Genomic DNA, 21,538 nt, shown 5'->3' with positions numbered 1-21,538 from the left:
CGGCTCAGGGCCCCTACGCGCTCGCCCCGCCGCCGCCCTGGCCGATCACGGCCTCGTCGAGGGGCTTCTGGGCGTCGAGCCGGATCTTCTTCCAGTCCCCCGAGCGGAACTTCCACACCATGGTCGCGGCGAGGAGGACCACGTACGCGACGCCGGCGCCCCAGATGCCCATCAGGCCGAAGCCGAGCGTGATGCCGAGCAGCCACGCCAGCGGGACGAGGCAGGTGAAGTGCAGGATGAGCTCCACGACCATCACGAACATCGTGTTGCCCGCGCCGAAGAGCGCCTGCGTCAGGATCATGCCGACCGCGACGAGCGGCGTGCAGATGCCCATGATCTGGAGCGGCCGGAGCGCCGCGGCCTGGACGAGCTCGCTGCTGCTGGCGAACGCGAGGATCTGCGGCGCGAAGATCGCCTCGAGCAGGCCGACGACGCCGAAGATCGCGAGCCCCAGCCGGACGCTGGTCCAGCCGAAGCGCGCGGCCTTGTCGCCGTCCTTCTCGCCGAGCGACTGCGCGACCAGCGTCGCCGTCGACGTGCCGAAGGCGAGGCAGGCGGTGAACGTGAGCTTCAGGATCCCGACGATCACCGTGGTCGCGGCGCCGTACACCGGCTCCGCGCGGCCGCCGGGGCAGAGCGGCGAGACCACGCCCGCCGGCGCGACCTGGTCGAGCTTGCTGGCGATCGCGTAGAAGAGGGCGAAGCCCGTCATGATCGCGACGGTCGCGACGGCGCTCGGGATCGACAGCCTGAGGATGGACCAGACGAGCGGGGCCGAGAGCTTGCTCGTGGCGAACGGGCGGTAGCTGCGCCGGTACTCCGGCAGGAGCGCGTACGCGAGCATGATCGCGAGGCCGACGTAGGTCGAGATGAAGCCGGCCATGCCCGCGCCGGCGATGCCGTACTTCGGGATGCCGAGCGAGGCGTTGCCGAAGATGAGCAGGAGGCAGAGCACGATGTTCAGCCCGTTCATCGCGAGGGCCGAGACCAGGTGGATGTGCGTCTTGCCGATCCCGTCGAAGAACGCCTTCAGCGCGAACGTCGCCGCCATCGACGTCACGCCGAGCAGGCGCCAGCCGAGGTAATCGAGCGCCGCCTGCCGCGCGTCCGGCACCTTGATGATGACGGACAGGATGTACGGCATCGTCAGGTACCCGATCGCGGAGAACACGACGCCGGCGACGATCGCGAAGAACAGGGCGTTCGCGAGGACCGCGCCAGCGTCCGCGGGGCGATTCTCGGCGAAGCGGCGCGCCGTGAACGCCTGCGTGCCGACCGAGATCGCGCTGAGCGAGCCGCCGAACAGCCACAGGACGATCAGCGACGGCAAGAGCGCCGCGTGCGCGTTCGAGGACTCGGGGCACGGCAGGTGCGCGAAGAAGACGATGTCGACCTCGTTGACGATGCTCTGGGTGAGCATCGCCGCCACGGTCGGCAGCGCGAGCCGCAGGATGGCGCGATGGGGTGGGCCCGAAGTAACGGCGTTCGAACCCGGCGCGGACAAGGCGATCTGAGCCATCGCAGGCTGCGCGGTATACAACGCCGCGGCCCATGCGCGAGCGAAATGCGCCGCGCGACGCGCGGCTACTCCGCTTTCGCGACCCGGGACCGCCGCTTGTGACGGCGCCGCTTCGCTTCGCTGCGATCCTCGTGCGCGTCTTTCGCCGCCGTGGCAGCCTCGCCACGCGCGGGTGTCGGCGCGGCCGACTCGCGCGCCGCGGACGAGGACGATCGCTCGCGCGCCTTGGGCTCGCGCTTCGCGACCTCGCGGGAGGCGCGATCCGCCGCGCCGCGCGCCGCAGGTTTGTCGGCCTTCGGCGTCGGCGCGCGCGCGGTCATCGCCGAGGCGCGCCGGGCGGACTCGCCCCTCGCGAGCGGCTTCGCCGCGTCGCTCTTCGCGACGGCGGCCTGCGCAGGTGACACGACCGCCGCAGGCTGCGCGGCTCCCTCTCGGGGCGCGGCGGCATCGGAGCCGGCGGCGGGCACAGCCGCGAGGGCCGGAGGCGTGGCGCTCCCCTGCCCTGCCGCGCTGGCCGCCGCGAGAGCTGCCGCGACGGACGCCGGCGCGTAGGAAGCTGCCGCGAGCGACGGCGCCTCCGCAGCTGCCGCCGGCGCCTCCGCAACGACCGCCGGCGCCTCCGCGGCGACCGCCGGCGCGGCGGGCTGCGCCGCATCACCCGACGTCGCGGCCGCCTCGCCCGCAGCGCCGACGAGCGCAGCGACCGCGGGGACACGGGCCACCAGCTCGCGCCCCTTGCCGACGACCAGCACGCCCGCGAGCGCCATCGCGGCAGCGACCGCGGCGAACCCCAGCGCGCGGCGGCGGGTGCGCGCGCGAGCAGGTCGCCCCAGCGCCTCCAGGATGGCCTTTCGCATCTCGGCGGCGCTCTGGAAGCGGACGCTCGGGTGACGGGCCAGCGCGCGCATCACCAGATCGTCGACGAACGTCGGGATCTGCCGGGTCGGCGCGCGCTCGCGGAGGCGCTCGGGGCTGCCCTTGATCTTCGCGTCGATCAGCGCGACGAGGCTCTGCTCGACGAACGGCAGGCGCCCCGTGAGCATCTCGTAGAGGACGCAGCCGAGCGCGTAGAGATCGGCGCGCCCGTCGATGCGCCCCGACGCGGCCTGCTCGGGGGCCATGTACTCGGGCGTCCCGACGATCGCGACCGCGGCCCGGGCCGGCCCTTCGCCGGCGCCCGTCTCGTCTACGACGCCGTCGGCCTCGCCGCGATCGTCGGAGAGGCGCTTCGCGAGCCCGAAATCGAGCAGCTTCAGGCCGGCGTCCGCGAGGGAGAGCGCCCCCTCGACGCCGCGCGGGCGCGTCATGAAGAGGTTCTCGGGCTTGATGTCCCGGTGAACGAGCCCCTCGGCGTGCGCGAGCTCGAGCGCGCTCAGCACCTTGGCGGCCATCGCGAGCGCGTCCCTCCAGTCGATCGCGCCGCCGCGGACGAGCAGGGCGTCGAGCGTCTCGCCCTCCAGGAGGTCCATGGCGCAGAACAGCCGGCCGTCCGCGGCCATGCCGAAATCGTGGACCTTCACGAGGTGCTCGTGCGAGAGGCGCGAGAGGACGCGGGCCTCGCGGCGGAAGCGGCTCGCGATCACGTCGGTCGCCGAGTGCTCCGCCGAGACGACCTTGAGCGCCACGCGGCGCCCCAGATCGACGTGCTCCGCCTCGTGGACGGTGCTGCTCGCGCCCGTCCCGATCTCGCGCAGCAGCCGGTAGCGCGTCCCGGGCAGCGTGCCGTCGTCCACGCGCTCGGCGGAGGCCATGGCCTCGGCGCGCGGGCTCACCGGCGTCACGGCCGTGGCGCGATGGGCCTTGGCAGCGGCGACGAGGGCCGCGAACTCGCCGCGCGAGCGCCCCGGCTCGCCAGGGAACAGGCGCTGCATCAGGTGCGCGGCCCGCGCGCGCACGCCGCGTTCGCCGCCGGGCAGGGCGACCGCCGCCCCGAGGAGCGCGGCGAGGTCGCGCGCGGCGGCGCGGCTCGACGGGTACCGGGCCTCGCGGTCGAAGGCCGTGAGCCGCCCGATGGCGGCGTCGAGCGCCGACGGGGCCCCGAGCGACAGCGCGATCGGCGGCGGGTCGTTCTGGTTGCGCGCGACCGCGGCCATGTGCGTCTGCGCGTCGCCCTGGAGGAACCGGCGCCCCGCGCACAGCTCCCAGAGCATGATCCCGAGCGCATAGAGATCGACCCGCGCGTCGCCCGGGTCGCCGTTGGCGACCTCCGGCGCGACGTAGCCCGGCTTCGCGAAGACGACGCCCGCGACCGTGTGGCAGCGCCGGTTCTGCCCGCGGGCGGTGCCGAAATCGATGATCTTCACGTCGCCGGCGAAGCCGAGCATCACGTTCTGCGGCGACAGATCGCGGTGGACGATGGCGAGCGCGGCGCCCGACGGGTCCCTGCGCTCGTGCACGTGGGCGAGCGCCTCGGCGATCATCGTCGCGATCGCGACCGCCTCCGCCCAGTCGAAGCGGTGCCCGAGCTGCACCGCGCGGGCCCGGACCTCGCCGAGGCTCCGGCCCTCGACGTGCTCGACCACCGCGTAAGGCTCCCCCGTCGCGGGGTCGACGTCCGCCTCGATGACCTGCGCGACGCCGGAGTGCTGGAGCTGCGCCTGCACCCGCGCTTCGTCCAGGAAGCGGGCGATGTAGCTCGGATCGGACGCGTGCTCGCGGCGGATGATCTTCACGACGACGGGGCGCTCGGCGCCTTCCAGCCCGGTCGTGGAGGCGAGGAACACCTCCCCCATGCCTCCCCGAGCGATGCGCCGCAGGAGCACGTAACGGCCGAGCGGCCGGGGAACATCGTCCGCAGCGAAGCCGCTCTTGGTGGGCTCGTGCGAGGGCGGAGGAACCGGGCGAGGCACGGTCGCGGAGGAGTTCGCCATGAAGCGAACCTACCGGATGTAGGACAAGGTGGGCCAAGTTCGCGCGAATCGCTGCGCGACGCTGAAATCGCCCGTGCTCCTGCTGACGCGGGCCGCTCGAACCACCGTTTCGACACAGGGGATCTCCACCTTATCCACAGGGTTATCCACACCCTGTCGACAAGTGGCGTCCTCCGGGCGGTACCCTGGAGAAGCGTCGGGATCCGTCCAGGAAGACCCCGAAGTGTCGCGTTCCTGCGGGGATCCGGGCCATTGCTCTCCCTGCATGCCTCGGCTAATCCTTGCGAGGGATGTCGCGACACGCTGTCCAGCGCCTGATGACCGTGCTGACGTTCGCGTTGGCGCTGGTCCTGCCGCTGACAGCGCGCGCCGCGATCGTCCCGGTGTGCGAGGAAGACCGGATGACGATCGTCGCCCCGCCGGACGAGCCGTCATGCACCGTCTTGACCAGCGTCGACGATGCGACGGGCGAGACGAGGGACGCGCCGATCTGCGATCCCCGCGGAGCTTCCTCGGTCGCTCCGCCCCGCACCCTCCCGATCACCGACGCGCGGATCGACGCGGCGCCGGGCTGCGCCAGGGGCGATGGCGGGCCGATGGTCGGGCCGAACTCGCGGCACCCCGGCCCTGTGAGCGAGCTCTCCAGCGCCCCGCAGCAGGCGTTGCTCCTTCCTGACCTCGTCCTCCCCGCCCCGTGCGCGCCGCTCTCGCTCTTCTCGTTCGCGGCGCTCTCCGGAGGACCGCGTCCCGGCGTCGCGCAGGGCGTTTACCACCCGCCTCGATGAGGCGAGCTCGCCGGCAGCCCGCACGTGATCGCGCCGCGTGGTCTCTCGTGGACCGCAGCTCTCGGCGCGACGGCGTCTCTGCCGCGAGATCCGGAGCGCTTGCCGGTCTGACCCGAGCCTCCTAGGCGCTGGTCCGGTCCCACGTCGCGCAGGCTCGCCCTCTCGAGGGCGAGGTGCCAGCTGCGTCCGTGGCCGGGCGCAGGCGCCGGCGTGAGGGGTCGAGATCGGCCCTGGCGCTCCGCTGGGGGCTGCGCCGCGCGCACGCGGCGGCGGCTCCCTCGGCCCGGGGTGGCTCGCCGCCCTGGGAGGTCACGATTCGCGATCTTGTCGCGGGCGCTGCACCCGGTGCCGCGCCCGCGTTGAAGGAGGGGCCCGCCTGGCGGAGCCCCACCACGTTGAGAGAGGAAACATCATGAACAAGGGAACAGCCATCGTCGGCTTTCTTCTCTGCTTCATCGCAGGGATGGGGCTGATGTGGAGCATCGATCGGAGCGCCGGCTCGCGCGGGCATGAGATCTCGGCGGCCCTCGAGGACGGTCAGCCGTGGACCGACGAGGACGCGGCGGTCCCGGTGTCGTCGAAGGACCCCATGTGGGGCACCCGGGCGGCGCCGGTGACGATGGTCGTCTTCAGCGACTTCGAGTGTCCGTTCTGCAGCAAGGTCGAGACGACGATCAACCAGCTCAAGGACAAGTACGGTCCCGAGAAGCTGCGCATCCTCTGGAAGAACAACCCGCTCCCCTTCCACAAGAACGCGCGCCCGGCGGCGCTCGCGGCCGAGACCGTGTTCCGCCTCGGCGGCTCGAAGGCGTTCTGGAAGTTCCACGAGCTCGCCTTCCAGAACCAGAAGAGCCTCACGCCCGAGAACTTCGAGAAGTGGGCCGGCGACGCCGGCGTCGACAGGGCGAAGTTCAAGGCGGCGTTCGATCGGCAGGAGTACATGGCCAAGATCGACGCCGACATGGCGGTCGGCAAGACCTCGGGCGTCACCGGCACGCCCGCCTCGATCATCAACGGCGTGTTCCTGAGCGGCGCTCAGCCGATCGACAAGTTCACGTCCGTCATCGACGAGCAGCTCAAGGCCGCGCAGGCGGCGGTCGCCGCCGGGACCAAGCCCGACAAGGTGTACGCGAAGCTCGCGGGGGAGAACAAGGCGAAGGCGCCGCCGCAGAAGGACCGCGAGCGCCCGCAGGAGGACGACAAGACCATCTGGAAGGTGCCCGTCGGCGACGCGCCGGCGAAGGGCCCGGCCACCGCGCTGGTCACCATCGTCGAGTGGTCCGACTTCCAGTGCCCGTTCTGCAGCAAGGTCGTCCCGACCCTCGACGAGATCGTCAAGACCTACGGGGACAAGGTCCGGTTCGTCTGGAAGAACAACCCGCTCCCGTTCCACCAGCGCGCCGAGCCCGCGGCTGAGCTCGCGATGGAGGCCCGCGCGCAGAAGGGCGAGAAGGGCTTCTGGGACGCGTACGATCTGCTCTGGAAGAACCAGCAGAAGCTCAACGACGAGGACCTGCTCGGCTACGCCAAGGAGCTCGGGCTCGACGTCGAGAAGGTGAAGGCCGCGATCGCCACCAAGAAGCACGGCGCGTCCATCGCCGCCGATCAGGAGCTCGCGGACGACCTGCAGGCGTCCGGGACCCCGCACTTCTTCATCAACGGCCGCCGGCTCGTCGGCGCGCAGCCGATCGACAAGTTCAAGACGATCATCGACGAGGAGATCAAGAAGTCGGAGGCGCTGCTCGCCAAGGGCGTCGCGGCCAAGGACCTCTACGCCGAGATCATCAAGGACGGCAAGGAGCCCCCGCCGCCCGAGCGCAAGGAGGTCTCCGCTCCGGCGCCGAACAGCCCGTGGAAGGGCGGCGAGAAGGCCAAGGTCGTGATGCAGGTCTTCTCGGACTTCGAGTGCCCGTTCTGCAAGCGCGTCGAGGACACGGTCTCCCAGATCTCGAAGACCTACGGCGACAAGCTGAAGATCGTGTGGCGCCACCGGCCGCTGCCGATGCACAAGAACGCGCCGCTCGCGTCCGAGGCCGCGCAGGAGGCCTACACGCAGAAGGGCAACGCCGGGTTCTGGGCGTACCACGAGGTGCTCTTCAAGAATCAGGGGCAGCCGGACGCCCTCTCGCGCGCCTCGCTCGAGAAGTACGCCGAGGAGCAGGGCCTCGACCTGGCCAAGTTCAAGAAGGCGCTCGACGGGAACACCCACAAGGCGTTCGTGGACTCCGAGGGCGCCGTGGCGGACAAGGCTGGCATCAGCGGGACGCCGGCGTTCGTCGTGAACGGCTACTTCATCAGCGGCGCGCAGCCGTTCTCGAAGTTCAAGAAGCTCATCGACAAGGCCATGAAGGAAGCCGGCGAGACCGCGCCCGCCGGGCTGCCCGCCAAGAGGCCGGCGCCCGCCACGCAGCCGGCCGCCGCCCCCGCCGCGCCGAAGTGAACCGCCGCCGCGCGGTTCGCTCGCTCCCCTTCCCCTGACCCTCCCTGAAGCCCACCCGACGGGCGGCTCCCGCTGAGCGGCCGAGCCGCCCGCCTCCCCGCGCGACGCGGGCTCAACCTCCTTCTGCGCGCGTCGTCCGTGAGGCGGCGGCGCGCCGCTCCCACGGGAGGCGGCGCCGCGAGCCGCCCGCCCGCTGCCACCCGCTCCATGGTTGCGGCGTCAGCCGGTGGTGCGGAACCGCGAGCGCCCCTCGGAGATCCACCACGCGCGGTAGCGCTCCTGGGCGGCCTCCCGCTCCTGCCGCGGCAGGTCCTCGTAGTACCCGAAGTACTCCTTGGTGACGCCCTTCAGCTCGTCGATCGCCGCGCGGCGGATGGCAGGCTTCTCGTGCGTGAGCGCGTCGATGATCCACTCGATGCGATGGCGCTCGCCGTTCCTCGACCACCACGACAGCCACCTGCGCGCGTCCCGGCCGAGATCGTCCCGCGTGACGACGACCAGCGCCCGCGCCGCCGCCTCGACGATCGCCTCGTGAGGGTCGGTGAGCGCGCTGATGAGCGCCGGCACGCTGCCTCCCGAGCGGATCTCGGTCATCGTCTCGATGGCCGCGAGCCGCCGCGCGGACGCCTCCTCGCGGTCGCGCGCGATGTGGTCGAGCCCCTGCAGGATCGGGCCGCCCGCGGGCGGCGCCGCGATCAGCGAGGCGGCCGACTGGATCGCGATCCGCCGCACGGCGACGCTGTCGTCGAAGAGCCGTGGGAGCAGCGCGTTGGCGGCCTCCGGGTACGTCAGCTCGCCGAGCACGTGCGTGGCCCACAGGCGCACCTCGGGATCGGGCGAGGCGCTCCGCACGGTCATGAAGGGCAGCGCCGGGCGCCGGATCGCGACGATGAGCTCGAGCAGCGGCCCGCACTGGGAGGCAGGCGGCACGGAGGCGACGATCGCGGCGCCCTCCGGGCCGGCGAGCTGCTCACGGAAGCGCTGACGATCGATCCGGAGCGGACCGGGAAACCGCGCGGCGACGACCGAGATCGCCGTGTCGCCGTTGCGCACGAGCTCGGCGAACGCCCTCGCGCCGGCCTCGCCGCCCGCGAGGACATGTTGAACGAGCGATGTGTACTCCGCGCGCAGGTCGCCGGCCGGCGACGGCGAGACCGCGGCGCGCCGCTCGGACGGGGGCCTCGCGTACGCCGTGGCGCTCTCGACGGCGACAGGCGTACGGCGGCGCCATGAAGGCCGCCCCGCGGCCGGCGCCGGCCCGAGCTCCCGGTGCTCTTCTGCGCCCGGCGTGATCGAGCTGTCGAGCATCCACGGCGGCCGTGAGTAGCGCTTCGTCCGCGCCTCTTCCGGCTCGCCGAGATCGAGGTCCTCCGACGCCGAAGGGACCGGCGCCGCGGGGATCTCGAGGTCGGGGATCTCGTCGATGAGCGCCGACGACGCCGCGGCGCGCGGCCCAGGCAGCGGCGTGACCACCGGCATCATCGGCGCCGTGACCGCCGGCATCATCGGCGGCGTGACCGCCGGCATCATCGGCGCCGTGACGGCCGTGCCGGACACGACGTCCGCGTCCACCTCGAGGCCCGACCGGAACTGCGGCTCGGAGCCCATGCGCTGCGCGTGCGGCGTCGGGGCCGGCGGGATCGTCGAGCTGAAGGCCATCGCATGCGCGACACCTTCGTCCGGCCGCACGGGCTCGGTCTCCACGCCGGTGCCGCGAAGGCCGAAGGCCCGCGCGACGGCGTCGATCCCAGAAGCGCCGTCCTCCGTGCTCCAGCCGCCCTGCGGCCGCACGGCTTGCGGCGCGACGTCGGAGGGCTCGGCGGGCGGGGGCTCTCCCGCGTCGCGGTCCCCATCCGCCGCAGGCAGCTGCGCGCCCGCGGCGGCGACGTGCGAGCCGTGCGCGTCCGCGCGGACCATGCTCCTCAGCTCCATCAGCGCGGCGCGGGTGCGCAGGGAGAGCGGTCCCTCCGTGGCCTGCTCGTCCATCGGCGCAGCGGCGTCCTCAGAACGCGCGGAGGCGTCCTCCGAAGGCGCGGGCGCGGGATGCGGCGGCGCGGGCGCCTTCTGCTGAGGCGCGGCGGCCTCGTGGGGCGCCGGGCCGTCGCTTTGCTGGGCTCCGCCGCTGCGGTTCTGCTTCTTTCGCAGGATGAGCCGCTCCAGCACCGTCGCCGCGACGCCGGCGAGCGCGATGAGGTCTCCGATGCTCGAGAGCTCGACCGAGGTGGCGCCGTCGTCGCCGTAGACGAGCGCGACGACGCGGCTGCGCACGACGATCGGGACGACCGCCACGGCGGCCGCATGTACCTTCCTGCCGAGCTCGCGCTGGAGCTCGGCGTCAGGCGCGCTGCCGGCGACGGCGCTGACGACCGGCGCGCGGAGCGCGCGCGCCCTGGAGAGGGCGCTCGGACGTTCGAAGGGCACGGCGATCTTCGTGACGCGCTCGCGCTCGGCGCCTGGACCTGAAGCGTTGCGACCTTCAGCGCGCTCGCCGTGCACCGTGAACAGGACCGTGTACTCGAAGTACTGCTGAGCGAAGTCGAAGAGGACCCCGAGCACCTCTTCGCTCGATCCGACGGCGGCGAGCGCCTGCTCGGCCATGGCCAGCGTGAAGGGGCCTTTCCGCCTCTGCGCAGCGGACGCAGACCGTCCCGCCTCGCGCATGGAGACCTTCGCCGCCGGCGCGCTCGAGGAGAGCTCGCGTCGCTCCGCCGGAGTTGCCGCAGGCGCCGACGCTGCGGGTGACGGCGCCGCGGGTGCCGACGGTACGGGTACCGGCGCCTCAGGTGCCGGCGCTGCGGGTACCGATGCCGCCGCTGTCGACGCCGTGGATGCGGATCCGTGGGGCTGCTGCTGGAGCGCCGCAGCGGCTCGCGGCAGCGGCTCCTGCTGAGGCCGGTGCGCAGCAGAGGCCCGCTTCAGCCAGCCTGTCAGGAGCTGGGTGCCTGGCGCTGGCGAACGCACGCCGGACAGCGCCGACGCCGGCGAAGCCGCTGCTTTCGGGGCCGGCTCCGGGATCTCGACGGGCGGCCCCTGGGCTTCCACGCGGGACGACGTGCGCACGGCCTCCGATGGCGTCAGCGGCGAAAGGTGCTGAGCGAGCTGCTCGGAGCGCGGCGTCGGCACTGCCGGCTCGATCGCCGGCTCTTCCTGCAACGCGGCCGCCTGCCCGGTATGCGCGGCCGCCTCACCGGGTGCTGGCGCGGCGCGCTGTGAAGCGACCGCCTCGACCCGAGGCATGTGCGCCTCGGGGTAGCGGAGCAAGGAGAGATCGAGCGGATACGCAGCGACGACCGTCGGCTCGTCATCCATCTCGTGGAGCGGCGGCTTCCTCGGCGTGGGCACCGCCTCGTTGAGCGCGACGTCCGCTACGTCCGCGACGACCGTGTCCTCGTCGTAGATCGAGGTCAGCGATTCGACCGTCGGAGCATCCTCGATGCTGGGTCGCTTTTGCTGGGTCTCAGCGGCATCCTCGGGCTCATCGACGCTGGCCAGCGAAGCCGCCTCGACGCCTGGAGGTGACGTGGGGCGGCCCCCTGCCGGAGAATCCACATCGGCGCCAGGGAGCGAGGCGGCAGCGAGCTCGGCCGGTGGATCCGCGACGATCTCGGCAGGCGAACCCGTGTCGTTCTGCGCGGACGAGCTGGCGTCGATCGCCGCGTGTGGAGCCGCGTCGGTGCCCGCAGGTGAGGCGGGCTGCGGCGCCGGCTGGACCGCAGGGCCAGGCTCGTTCGCCGGGTTCGACTCGTTCGATTCGTTCGGGCTCGGCTCGGCGCGCGCGTCGAGCTGCTTCACCAGCCGCGACAACCGCCGCTCCAGGGCCACGCCGTAGTGCTCGGCGAGCGCCTGGCGGATGCGCACCAGCGGCGCGGCGAGCTGCCGCAGGCTGACCCCCAGCGCGAAGCTCAGCTCCTCCGCCACGGGCAACGCGAGGGGCTCTGCCGTGGCGATGACGAGCGTCGCCTCGCGCTGCGGGGTTCCCGTCGCTGCCACGTCGAGGCCTGCGCGTACGTCGAGGGGGAACACGCGGTGCTGGACCGCAAGCTCGACGGGGATCGTCCGGAGCACCCCGGGCGACGCGGGCCGCAGCCGGCCCACGGCGGGCGGGAGCCCGAGGCTCTCCGCGAGCAGCGCCGTGAGCTCTCGCTCACGCACCGCACCCAGCTCCAGCACATTCGTGGCGAGATCGCCGCCGTGGAGCACTTGGCGGGCGATCGCCTCCTCGACCACCCGCATCGAGGTAACCCCATGCTGCACGAGGAGAGAGCTCAGCGTCGGCATCGAGGCGCATTCATGGGTGGGCGGTGGAAGTTGGAGCACGCTCGCGACGTGCGACCGCGTTCATCCTAGACGAAGTCTTCATCGGACACGATCCGCGCGTTGCGAGCCCAGGGCAGGATCTCATCCGTCATCGCCGCTCGCGCTCGCCGCATGGCCGCGACCCGTCGTTTCGGGCGAGCCGGGGGGAGAGCCCCGCCGAACGCCGCCGAGAGAGCACGTGAATCGCAGCCCGGTCGCGGAGAGCCCCGGGGCCGGCTCCGTCGAGCCGCCGCCCGCGCGCTCGGACGAGGGCTCCACGGTCAGCCCGCCCCCGTGCGCACCGAGGATGCCACGCGCGATCGCGAGGCCGAGGCCCAGCCGCTCTCGACGGCGCGGCGCGACAGGGTCGGCGGGGATCGCCGCCCGCTCGCCGAACGGATCGAGCAGCCGGGCGAGCGGCTCGGGCGCGACGGGGCCGGCCTCGTCGATGACGGTCACCATCGCCTCACCGCCAGAGATCGAGACACGCATCTGCACGGGGCGATCGCGCGAGCGCAGGATGGCGAAGCCGAGCACGTACTCGATCGCCACCCGGAGCAGCTCCGGATCCCCCTCCACGGGCGCGCCCCCGTCGGGCTCGGCATCGAAGGAGATGCGCACGCCACGGGCGGTGGCCGCTTCCTCGAGATGCCCCGCCGCGCGGCGGGCGAGCTCGCCAGCATCACACGAGGCGATCGCCATGGGACGGCTCGCGTCCTCGCGGAGCCAGATGGAGTTGTCGAACTCGTCGAGCAGCCGCTTCAGCCGCTCGCCCGCGCCGCGCACGCGCTCCAGCATGTCCCGCGGCGCCGCCCCGAGGTCCTTCTGGTAACGCAGGAGATAGTGGACCCCCGCCAGCATGGTCGCCAGCTCGCCCCGAAGATCGTGGCCCACACGCGCGAAGAACTCGTCATCCATCCACATAAACGCCTGCTCCGAATATGCAGCAGCGCGGACCGCGAGCATCAGACGAGCAAGCCAACTGTCGTCGGGGCTCCCCCGAAACAGCGGTCGCCGGAGGCTGGGGGTGAACCGCGCAGAGACCCCCATCTGCGCTGGACAGTTGATGGTTGCGGATAAGCGACCTGGGCACAAGGTGTACCTGGGGTTCAGGTTCCGCCTCCACCAGCGCGGGGGGGCCTTTCCAGAAACGCCGGCGGGAGGCCGTTGCTCCTCGTTGCTCTCCTTCCATGTTCTTCCATGTTCCATGGGTCCATGGTCATGCTTCCGCGCATCAGCGCATCGAAGCCCGAGCACCTGGGGAGCGCTGTCAGCCGAGCCGCGAGCGGGGGAGCATGTCCGAGGCAGAGCGCAGAGAGTTCACCGAGCATCACGACGAGCAGGGAGACGAGGATACCCTGGTGATCGAGCGGCGGCGCCGGGTCCTCATCGTCGATGATGATCCTGATTTCCTCGTCATGGCGGAGGCGGCGCTCGCTGCGCACGGCTTCCTGGTAGAGCGGGCAGCCGGTGGGTTGCGTGGCGTGTTCCTCGCGACGCAGGACGTGCCGGATGTGATCCTGTGTGACCTGAGGATGCCCGGCATCGACGGCTTCGTCGTCGCCGAGGCGCTGCGCGCCGATCCGGCGACCCAGCACGTCGCCATCTTCGCGTGCACTGGCCGGCGCGATCTCGAGGCCCGCGCCGCCCTCAACGCCTCGGCGTTCGACGGTGTGCTCGTGAAGCCGGTCGACTGGGACAGCGCCGCTCGTTTGCTCCATGAGATCGTCGGCGTCCGCCGCCCCTACGGACCTACCTAGGGCACATCAGGAGCAACCTGAAACCCCTTCAGGGCAAATGCAGGATAACCCCTGCGTGGGAGGGGAAATGCCCGGCATTGTGCCCGCAATCAGGTATACAAACATGACGTGACCCGAGCGGATCGCCCCCCTACATGACCCTGCGTGAGAGGCCGGCCGAGCGATGCCGGAGCCCCTTACGACCGATCGGGCGGCGCGGCGCGCCGAGGAATGGAAAGGTTCACTGGAATGGAAGTGAAGTCTGATGACAACGCGGTCTCGCCGCTCGTCCTGGTCGTGGACGACTTCCAGGACAACCGGGAGATGTTCGCGGAATACTTGTCTTTCTCCGGGTTCCGCGTGGCCGAGGCGGCGACGGGGCGCGAGGCGCTCGACCGCGCCTTCGAGCTGATCCCGGACCTCATCCTGATGGACCTCTCGCTCCCCGAGATCGACGGCTGGGAGGCGACGCGCCACCTCAAGAGCGATCCTCGCACCATGAGGATCCCCATCGTCGCCCTCACGGGTCACACGCTGGCGGGGCACTCGCGCGAGGCGAAGGACGCCGGGTGCGACGCCTTCCTGACGAAGCCGTGTCTGCCGGACACGCTCGTGCTCGAGATTCGCCGCCTCCTGTCGCGCGGCAGCGCGTCATCGCAGCCGGAAAGCGCGCCCTGACGCGCCGCGAATCCCCCTTCACGGAATCGGCGAAACCTACACAGCGCGCACGAGCTCGCGAGATCCGCGAGGCGCGAGACTGCGGCGAGACTGCGGCGAGACTGCGAATAACGCACCTGCGCTCCCGTGCTGCCAGGACTTGACTGCGGCACCACCTGACTATTCTCGGTCCGGTCTTTCTGGCTAACTGAGGGCTTGAGAGGCACGAGGGGACAAGAATGGCGGGGGTGACGAGAAAAAAAGCCGGGAAGAACGCGACGGACGGCGCGGACGCAGCGCACGGCCGCACGCTCCGCGGGCGCACCACAGCGGCGCCCCTGCGCGCTCCGAAGCGGGGCTCGACGTCCGCCGCGGCGAGCGGGCCTCGATCCGCGGGACCGGCGACCTTGCGCGCCAGGGCGCCCAGGCGATCGAAGGCGGACGCGGAGCGGCTCGCCCCGCGGGGCGACGCGGCCAAGCGCGAGCGGATCATCGAGGAGCAGCGCCAGCTCCTCGAGCGCCGCGCGGAGGCGGCAGAGCGCATCCTCCGCGAGACCGTGTCCACCATCTCTCACGACCTCAGGAACTCGCTGAGCGTGATCGTCGTGAGCGCCCGCATGCTGATGCGATCCGTCCCTCAGGAGGGCCCGGGTAGGCGGCAGCTCGAGGCGATCACCCGCGCGGCGGACGAGATCAACCAGCTCGCGCAGGACCTGATCGACGCCATGAGCATCGAGAGCGGATCGCTGAAGGTCGGCAAAGGCGCGCACGAGGTCGAGCCGATCCTCGACAAGGCGATCGAGCTCATGGCGCCCACGGTCGCGCTGAAGCCGCTCGAGATCGCGAAGGAGCTGCCGCACGAGCTGCCGCCCATCGCGTGCGATCGGGAGCGCATCGTCCAGGTCATCGCCACCCTGCTCGGCAACGCCATGCGCTTCACGCCGAAGGGCGGACGCATCACGGTGCGCGCCGAGCCGTCGGGCACCGACGCGCGATTCTCGATCTCCGATACCGGACCTGGCATCTCCCCGGAGCAACGACCGCTGCTCTTCGCTCGCCACGCGCCCCCTCGAAGGCCCATGGGACAAGGGATGGGGCTCGCGGCGTTCGTCACCAAGGGCATCGTGGAGGCCCACGGCGGTACGATCTGGGTCGAGAGCTCGCCCGGCCAGGGCAGCACGTTCTTCTTCACCATCCCCGCCGCCGGGCTCTCGGTGCGCACAGCCACCTGAAGGGCACGAGGGTCACCGGGGCGCGCCCCGAACGCTGCGCGCGATCAGGCGGGCTCCCCCCTGGCGCGGAGCGCGCGCGGCGGGTGCGCGCGGCGTCAGGCCGGTCCGAGCGCCGAGAGCCAGCGGCGGAGGATCGTGCGACCCTCGGACAGCTTTCGAAGCGACGACCACTCGTTGCGCTGGTGCGCCTGGGCGTTCTCGCCGGGGCCGAAGTTGACCGCAGGCACCCCGAGCTCCGCGAAGCGGGCCACGTCGGTCCACGCCTGCTTCGGCTCGACCGCGGCGACGCCCGCCTCGCGCAGCGCGACGACGAGCGGGTGCGACGCGTGCGGCGGCGCCGAAGGGCTGAGGTCGCGCCAGGCGATCTCGGCGCGCCCGTCCACGAGCGCCTCGATGGTCCGCTGCGCCTCCTGGATCGACGTCCCAGGCGAGAAGCGGTGGTTCAGGTTGATCGTGAACTCGTCCGGAACGACGTTCCGCCCGCGCCCGCCCTGCGCCATCGTCGCCGTCGTCACGGCGCGGTAGACGAAGCCGTCGATCTCGACCTCGCGCGGCGCGAGCGCGGCGAGCTCGCACAGGAGCGGGCCTGCCTTGTAGATGGCGTTCTCCCCTTGCCACGGCCGCGCGCTGTGCGCCGTCCGCCCGCGGAACGTCAGCCCCGCGTGGAGCGACCCGCTCGCGCCGAGGCTCAGCCGGTTGTCGCTCGGCTCGAGGCACACCGCGAGATCGAGCGCGCGGAGGTCCGGCTCGCGCTCGATGACCAGCGCGAGCTCGTTCTCCAGGTACGGGCCCTCCTCCCGCGCGTAGAACACGAGCGTCAGATCCACGCCCGCGATCGCCTCCCGCTCGCCCTCGACGAGGTCGAGCATCAGCGCGAGCCCTGACTTCATGTCGCTCGCGCCGGGGCCGTAGAGGCGATCCCCCTCGAGCCGCGGCGGCCCGTCGTGCGAGGTGCGCACCACGTCGAGGTGCCCGGCCAGCGCGATCTTCGGGCCGCCCGTGCCCTGCGTCACCTGCACGACGAGCGAGTCGCCGTGGCGGCGCACCGGCGCGGCGAGCCGAGCCCGACCGAGCCGCTCCGCCACCGCGCAGCACAGCTCCTGCTCTTCGCCCGTGGGCGACGGCACGGAGCAGAGCCAGAGCAGCGTGTCCGCGAGATCGGCCGCGGCCGCCGCGTCCGCGTCGGAGCGCGCGCTCACACCGGCACCGCGAAATCTCGCAGCGCCGCGTTGAGCGACACCTTGCGATCCGTCGCCTCGCTCCGCTTGCCGATGATGAGCGCGCAGGGGATCGAGAACTCCCCTGCGGGGAAGCGCTTCGGCCGCGTCCCCGGGATCACCACGCTGCGCGCGGGCACCCGGCCGCGGTGCTCCACGACCTCCGGCCCCGTGACGTCCAGGATCGCCGTCGACGCGGTGAGCACCACGCCGGCGCCGAGCACCGCCTCCTCCTCGACCACGACGCCCTCCACCACGATCACGCGGGAGCCCACGAAGACGCCGTCCTCGATAATCACCGGCCGCGCCCCCGGCGGCTCGAGCACCCCGCCGATGCCGACGCCCCCGGCGAGGTGCACCCCTCGCCCGATCTGCGCGCAGCTGCCGACCGTCGCCCAGGTGTCGACCATCGACCCCGAGCCGACCCACGCGCCGATGTTCACGTAGCCGGGCATCACGATCGCGCCCTGCTCGAGGAACGCGCCGTAGCGCACCGTCCCCGGCGGGACGACGCGCACGCCCGCCTTGTCGAGGCCCCGCTTGAGCGGGATCTTGTCGTGGAACTCGAAGGGGCCGACCTCCATCACGCTCATGCTGCGGAGCGAGAAGTAGAGAAGGATCGCCTCCTTGATCCACGCGTGCGTCACCCACCTGTGCGGGGCGCCCTCGCCGGTGGACGCCGCGCCTTCGCCGCCCGCCTGCGCGGTCTTGTCGGGCTCGGCGACGCGGAGCAGGCCTTGATCGAGGCTCTCGATCGTGCGGAGGACCGCGGCCTCGTGCGCGGGCGAGCGGAGGAGCTCGCGGTCGCGGAACGCCGCCTCGACAAGGGACTTCATGGATTCTTCGGTGGCCATGGCGCCGCCTTTAGCACGGCCGAGCCAGCACCGGCACCGGGGTCAGAACGTCATGGTGACGACGCGCCCGCCCGTCCCCTCGACGAGCTCGATGCGCGCGCGGCGCGCGACGACGCGGGCCACGGCGGCCGCCCGCTCGCCCCCGTCGCGCAGCACCACGTCGAGGGCGACCGCCGGCGCGCCGTCGCGCGGGCCGCGCTCGGCGATGCGCACCATCGAGCGCCCGTCCGAGAGGCGGGACACGGTGAGGTGCGGGCTCGCCACGCCCGCGGCGCTGACCATGCCGACCGCGAGCTCCATGAGCCCGCTCACGGCGCGCACGTCGCCCTCCACCTCGTTGGCGCGGCCATCGGAGGAGGCGATCGAGATGCCGACGACGGGCCGCCCCTCGGCCGTGGCGGCGCTCCAGTTGCGGAGCACGTCGATGAGATCGAGCGGCGTCGGGCGCAGCTCGAGGGTCGCGATCACGAGCTCGGACAGGCGGAGCGCGCCGCTCAGCTCCCGGGCCGTCCTGCGCACCGACGCCTCGAGCCCCAGGCGCTGCCGCGCGTCGATGCCGCGCTCGGAGCCGCCGCGATCCCCGCGGCCGCGGCCAGAGCCGCGCGCCGGCGAGGCGCCCGCCGCGGCGCGGGACAGCTCGTCCGTGAGGCGCGCGACCTCGACGCCCGCGTGGCCGAGGACCGCGCAGGCGGCGTCGGCCGCCGCGGCGTCGGCCGCCGCGGCGGAGTCTGTCTCGACGAAGCCGTCGCGGACCGCGGCGGACAGGCTGTCGAGGGCAACGACGAGCGCCGCGCACCCCTCGCACACCTCCGGCAGCGCGAGCGCGACCCCACGCGGCCCGACGCGGCGCGAGCCGAGGAGGTGCGCGAAGCTCTCGATGCCTGCCGCGCCGTCCCGCGCCGCGCCGAGCGCAGCCGCGAGCCGCTCGCCGAGCATCAGGCCGTCGCGCTCGGGGCGACCTCGTAACCCGCGAAGAAGTAGCCGATCTCCCGCGCGGCGGTCGCCGGCTTGTCGGAGCCGTGGACCGCGTTCTCGCCCACGTTCGCCCCGTAGAGCTTGCGGATCGTCCCCTCCGCCGCCTTGGCCGGGTCCGTCGCGCCGATGACCTCGCGGTACTTCGCCACCGCGTCCTCGCGCTCGAGCGCCATCACCAGGATGGGGCTGCGCGACATGAACGTCACGAGCTCGTCGAAGAAGCCGCGACCCCGGTGCTCCGCGTAGAAGCCCTCGGCCTCCGCGCGGGTAAGGTGGATGCGCTTCATCGCTTTGACCGTGAAGCCCTCCTTCTCGAGGCGGGCGACGATCGCGCCGGCCGTGTTCTTTTCCATCGCATCAGGCTTGATGATTGAGAGAGTTCGCTCGAGGGCCATGGGCGGCCCAATTAGGCGAAAACGCAGAGCATTGCAAGCGCCACGCATTCCGTCCTGGGAGTCCGCCGCCCGCCTCGCTGCACGATCCGCCGCCCGGCCGCGCCGCTCCAGGCTGCTCTCCCGGCCGCGCTGCCGCGCTCCCCCGGGTCGAGGATCGGCCGCGTCCGAGCCGCCCGCCGTCCGTCTCGGATCTCCGCGCTCTCCTCGCGCTCCATCTCGTCGTTGTCGCAATTCCGTCTCGCGACGGCGACGCGTGAGGCGAGCGATCGCCATCAAGCTGTCACAATGCGCTGCTACATACATCCGCCATGCCGAGCCATGTGCTCATCGTGGAGGACGAGCGCGACCTCCAGCGCGTCCTCACCTACAACTTCCGTCAAGCTGGGTTCGATGTGGTGTCCGCCGGGAGCGGAGAGACAGCGCTCCGGGCGGTCAAGGAAGAGCGGTTCGATCTCGTCCTGCTCGACCTGATGCTCCCGGACATGTCGGGCACGGAGATCTGCCGCCGCCTCAAGCAGAACCCGCAAACCTCGGCGGTGCCCGTCATCATGGTCACGGCCAAGGGCGAGGAGATCGACCGGATCGTCGGCTTCGAGCTCGGGGCCGACGACTACGTCGTGAAGCCGTTCAGCGTGCGCGAGCTCATCCTGCGCGCCCGGGCGATCCTCAAGCGCTCGGAGAGCCCGGCGTCGGCGCCGGAGAAATTCGATTTCGGCATCCTGCGGGTCGACCGCGCCGCGCACCGCGCCTGGGTGCAGGAGGCCGAGATCGCGCTGACCGCGCTCGAGTTCCGCCTGCTCATGATGCTCTACGATCGCCGCGGGCGCGTGCTGTCGCGCGATCTCCTGCTCGACGAGGTGTGGGGCTCGCACGTCGACGTCACCGCGCGCAACGTCGACACCCACGTGAAGCGCGTCCGCGAGAAGCTCGGGGCGGCGGGCGATTACATCGAGACCGTGCGCGGCGTCGGCTACCGGTTCCGCGCCGAGCCCGAGGTCGTCTAGAGGGCCCATGCGCTTGCCGAGGGGGCTGGGCATCGGCGCGAAGCTCGCGGCGGGGACGGTGCTCGCCCTCCTCGTCGCAGGCGTCCCGATCGAGCGCCTCGCCGCGCGCGACATGGAAGCGGCGCTGCTCGCGGAGCACAGCCCGCGCGCGGCCGTCGACGCCGCGCTGCTTCGCTCGCGGCGCACGCTGCTGCTCGGCATGGGCACCGTGATCGTCGTCGCCGTCTCGGTCGGTGCCGCCACGGCCTTCTTCGTCACGCGACCGATCCGGAGGCTGACCGGCTTCGCGCAGGCGATGTCCGAGGGCGACCTGTCGACGCGCGCCCCGCTGCGCGGCTCGGGCGAGCTCCGCCAGCTCGCGCGCGCGCTGAACCACCTCACGAGCGAGCTCTCCCGATCCACCGCCGAGGTGCGGACGGAGCGCGCCCTGCTCGCGGGCATCCTCGACGGGATGAGCGAGGGCGTCCTCGTGCTCGATCGCGACGGGAGGATCCTCCTCGCCAACCGGGCGCTCCGCGCGATGGCCTCCCTCGGCGAGGACGCGCTCGGTCGATCGGTCATCGAGTCGATCCGCAACGCGCGGCTCACCGAGGCGATCCAGCTCGCCGGCCAGCGGGACGAGCCGGTCGACGTCGAGGTCGAGCTCGGGCGGACGCTGCCGAGGCGGCTGCTCGTGCGCGTGTCGCGCCGGAAGGGCCCGGAGCGGCCCGGGCACGATGAGCGCGAGGCCCTCGCCGCGTGGGGCGCGGATCACGACGGCGCGTCCGCCGAGCCGGGGCTCATCGCGGTGTTCCACGACGTCACCGACCTCCGCCGGCTGGAGACGATCCGGACCGACTTCGTCGCCAACGTGTCCCACGAGCTGCGCACCCCGGTCACCGCGATCAGCACCGCCGCCGAGACACTGCAGCTCGGCGCGCTGAAGGACCCCGACGAGGCCGCCGAGTTCGTCGACGTGATCGATCGGCACGCGAAGCGCCTCCGCCACCTCGTCGACGACCTGCTCGACCTCTCGAAGATCGAGGCGAAGAACTTCCGCCTCGCGCTGTCGGAGCTCGACATCGCCCCCGCCATCGAGCACGTCACGCAGCTGCTCGCCGAGGCGGCGCGCCGGCGCAGGGTCACGCTGACGGTCGACGCCTCCGCGCTCCCGCCCGTCCGGTGCGACCGCCGCGCGCTCGAGCAGGTCCTCATGAACCTGCTCGACAACGCCATCAAGTACGCGGGCGAGGGGGCTCACGTCACGGTGAAGGCGCGCTCGGCCGATCAGCAGGTGACGCTCGCCGTCGTCGACGACGGCCCCGGTATTCCGCCTCACCACCTGGGCCGCATCTTCGAGCGGTTCTACCGGGTCGACGCCGGCCGCTCACGCGATCTGGGCGGCACCGGTCTCGGCCTCGCCATCGTGAAGCACCTGGTCGAGCTGATGAACGGCTCGATCGAGGTCGAGAGCGCCATCGGCCGCGGCACCCAGTTCACCGTCCGCCTGGCGCGCGCCGGGTGATCCACGCGAACCACGCAAAGGCAGGAAAGCGCGGTACTCGCTGTTCCACCT

The 21,538-nt window shown here is 72.2% G+C and carries 15 protein-coding genes; 7 read left to right on the top strand and 8 right to left on the bottom strand.

From position 1 onward, the window contains the following. Positions 1-13: 13 nt before the first annotated feature. Both WMF45_RS17020 and WMF45_RS17015 read right to left on the bottom strand, forming a co-directional pair. Entirely contained in the window at positions 14-1,519 is a 1,506-nt protein-coding gene (locus tag WMF45_RS17020; protein WP_437717930.1) for an MATE family efflux transporter, read from the bottom strand. Between the two features lie 65 nt (positions 1,520-1,584). Next, positions 1,585-4,389 carry a serine/threonine-protein kinase gene (locus tag WMF45_RS17015; RefSeq protein ID WP_437717929.1) on the bottom strand — a complete coding sequence of 935 codons (2,805 nt, stop codon included), beginning with the start codon at positions 4,387-4,389 and terminating at the stop codon, positions 1,585-1,587. A gap of 290 nt (positions 4,390-4,679) precedes the next feature. Between WMF45_RS17015 and WMF45_RS17010 the strand changes: the two genes are divergently transcribed. Further along, positions 4,680-5,174: a hypothetical protein gene (locus WMF45_RS17010; RefSeq protein ID WP_437717928.1), complete on the top strand. Its 495-nt coding sequence runs from the start codon at positions 4,680-4,682 to the stop codon at positions 5,172-5,174. Between the two features lie 412 nt (positions 5,175-5,586). After that, complete coding sequence (locus WMF45_RS17005; RefSeq protein ID WP_437717927.1) at positions 5,587-7,614, top strand: DsbA family protein; 2,028 nt, start codon at positions 5,587-5,589, stop codon at positions 7,612-7,614. Positions 7,615-7,833: 219 nt separating this feature from the next. Here WMF45_RS17005 and WMF45_RS17000 read toward each other — a convergent pair whose 3' ends face one another. Next, on the bottom strand, positions 7,834-11,892 hold the full coding sequence (locus WMF45_RS17000; RefSeq protein WP_437717926.1) for a HEAT repeat domain-containing protein: 4,059 nt from the start codon (positions 11,890-11,892) through the stop codon (positions 7,834-7,836). A gap of 120 nt (positions 11,893-12,012) precedes the next feature. Continuing rightward, on the bottom strand, positions 12,013-12,834 hold the full coding sequence (locus WMF45_RS16995) for a sensor histidine kinase (protein WP_437717925.1): 822 nt from the start codon (positions 12,832-12,834) through the stop codon (positions 12,013-12,015). Positions 12,835-13,205: 371 nt separating this feature from the next. On the opposite strand from WMF45_RS16995, the gene WMF45_RS16990 reads away from it, so the two are divergent. From WMF45_RS16990 to WMF45_RS16980, 3 genes are all read left to right on the top strand, one after another. Further along, positions 13,206-13,670, top strand: a complete 465-nt coding sequence (locus WMF45_RS16990) for a response regulator (protein WP_012235586.1) — start codon at positions 13,206-13,208, stop codon at positions 13,668-13,670. 228 nt (positions 13,671-13,898) lie between these two features. Continuing rightward, positions 13,899-14,327, top strand: coding sequence for a response regulator (locus WMF45_RS16985; protein ID WP_012235585.1), 429 nt, complete (start codon positions 13,899-13,901; stop codon positions 14,325-14,327). 218 nt (positions 14,328-14,545) lie between these two features. Continuing rightward, entirely contained in the window at positions 14,546-15,538 is a 993-nt protein-coding gene (locus WMF45_RS16980; RefSeq protein ID WP_437717924.1) for a sensor histidine kinase, read from the top strand. 95 nt (positions 15,539-15,633) lie between these two features. Here the strand turns inward: WMF45_RS16980 and dapE are convergent, their stop codons facing one another. Genes dapE through ndk form a run of 4 tightly spaced genes read right to left on the bottom strand, consistent with a single transcriptional unit; the run spans position 15,634 to position 18,979 of the window. Beyond that, a complete protein-coding gene (dapE, locus tag WMF45_RS16975; RefSeq protein ID WP_437717923.1) occupies positions 15,634-16,737 on the bottom strand; it encodes a succinyl-diaminopimelate desuccinylase in 1,104 nt (367 codons plus the stop codon). Then, positions 16,734-17,609 (bottom strand): 2,3,4,5-tetrahydropyridine-2,6-dicarboxylate N-succinyltransferase, encoded by an 876-nt coding sequence (locus WMF45_RS16970; RefSeq protein ID WP_437552810.1) that lies wholly within the window; start codon positions 17,607-17,609, stop codon positions 16,734-16,736. Before WMF45_RS16970 ends, dapE begins: the two co-directional genes overlap by 4 nt. Positions 17,610-17,651: 42 nt before the next feature. After that, the gene (locus tag WMF45_RS16965) at positions 17,652-18,545 is read right to left on the bottom strand and encodes a hypothetical protein (RefSeq protein ID WP_437717922.1); all 894 of its coding nucleotides are present in this window, start codon (positions 18,543-18,545) and stop codon (positions 17,652-17,654) included. Then, entirely contained in the window at positions 18,545-18,979 is a 435-nt protein-coding gene (gene ndk / locus WMF45_RS16960; protein WP_437717921.1) for a nucleoside-diphosphate kinase, read from the bottom strand. The genes WMF45_RS16965 and ndk overlap by 1 nt, the downstream gene beginning before the upstream one ends. Positions 18,980-19,287: 308 nt before the next feature. Between ndk and WMF45_RS16955 the strand changes: the two genes are divergently transcribed. Together WMF45_RS16955 and WMF45_RS16950 are read left to right on the top strand one after the other, a co-directional pair. Beyond that, positions 19,288-19,983, top strand: a complete 696-nt coding sequence (locus WMF45_RS16955) for a response regulator (protein WP_437717920.1) — start codon at positions 19,288-19,290, stop codon at positions 19,981-19,983. Positions 19,984-19,990: 7 nt separating this feature from the next. Continuing rightward, positions 19,991-21,487 (top strand): ATP-binding protein, encoded by a 1,497-nt coding sequence (locus WMF45_RS16950; RefSeq protein WP_437717919.1) that lies wholly within the window; start codon positions 19,991-19,993, stop codon positions 21,485-21,487. Positions 21,488-21,538: the final 51 nt, after the last annotated feature.

It is taken from the genome of Sorangium sp. So ce448, assembly GCF_051520915.1.
Lineage (GTDB): Bacteria > Myxococcota_A > Polyangia > Polyangiales > Polyangiaceae > Sorangium > Sorangium cellulosum_B.
This window is presented reverse-complemented; position numbering and strand designations above follow the sequence as displayed.